This is a genomic window from Janibacter hoylei PVAS-1, from assembly GCF_000297495.1.
Classification (GTDB): Bacteria; Actinomycetota; Actinomycetes; order Actinomycetales; family Dermatophilaceae; genus Janibacter; species Janibacter hoylei.
The window spans coordinates 1-1,100 of sequence record NZ_ALWX01000103.1; the positions used below are offsets into that span (position 1 = coordinate 1).

Annotated in this window: 2 pseudogenes; one reads left to right on the forward strand and one right to left on the reverse strand. The window is 72.9% G+C overall.

Features of this window, described 5'->3' with window-relative positions:
• Window positions 1–830 (forward strand): annotated as a pseudogene (locus tag B277_RS18075) (hypothetical protein); the annotation flags it as partial.
• Window positions 831–930: 100 nt separating this feature from the next.
• On the opposite strand, the pseudogene B277_RS19365 reads toward B277_RS18075, so the two are convergent.
• Window positions 931–1,100: pseudogene (locus B277_RS19365) on the reverse strand (sigma factor); the annotation flags it as partial.

Here is a 1,100-nt window from a genome sequence, read left to right on the forward strand (position 1 = left end):
GCGCCGGGGGCAAGGTCATCGGCGACCGCCTCGGCAAGGCCGCACGCACCGCCGGCGACCGCTCCAAGGAGGCGATCCACGACGCCCGCCAGCGCCGTGAGGCCATCCGCAAGGACCAGCGCACCCGCAGCTCGCTCGGCGCCGCGCCCGTCACCGCCGAGCTCGAGGCCCCGGCCCCGCTGCTGCCCGCCTCGGCCGGTGCGCCGCCGAGCCGCAGCCAGTCCAACCTCGTGCTCGCCCTCATGGCGGGCCTCGTGCTCGTCGCGTGCGTCATCGGTGGCCTCGGCTCCTCGCGGATCGGCTCCGGCACCGATCTCGGCAAGATCCTCGGTGGCGACGAGACGACCGCCGTCCAGACCACCCAGTCCTCCGACTCCGGCAGTGAGGGCGACGGCAGCGGCGAACCCTTCGGCATCATCAACGCCGCGGGCTTCGACCCGCCCCCCGGCGACGGGGTGGAGCACAACGCCGAGGTGCAGCGCGTCTACGACGGCAGCCCGCAGACCGTGTGGACGACCGAGGGCTACAACAGCGAGACCTTCGGCGGCGTCAAGCAGGGCGTCGGCATCACCGTCGACCTCGGCCAGGCGCAGAAGATCAGCTCTGTCACCCTCGACCTGCCGACCAGCGCCCAGGCGACCGTCTACGCCGGCGACCAGGCGACCAACTCCGGCACCGAGATCGGCAAGACCGAGGGCCGCACCGGCCAGGTCGTCCTCGAGCCGCAGTCCGAGGTCACGGCGCAGTACGTGACCATCTGGTTCACCTCCCTCGCTCCCTCCGACGACGGCCGCTATCGCGCCAGCCTCGGCGAAGTCACCGTCCGCTGACACGATGACGACCACGCCCCTCGACGAGGTCGACGACCGGATCCTCCTGCGGCGCCACGTCGCCGGTGACCGAGAGGCCTTCGGCGAGGTCTACCGGCGMGGTCGTGACCTGGGCGTCACCGCGGAAGGAGTCGGCCCGACGGAAGGCCGACACGAAGCCTCCTGGACGGCCTCGGCGGCCAGCTCGCGGTCGCCGCAGACGCCGACCGCGACGGCCCACATGCGGTCACGGTGGCGCCGGTAGACCTCGCCGAAGGCGAGGTCTACCGG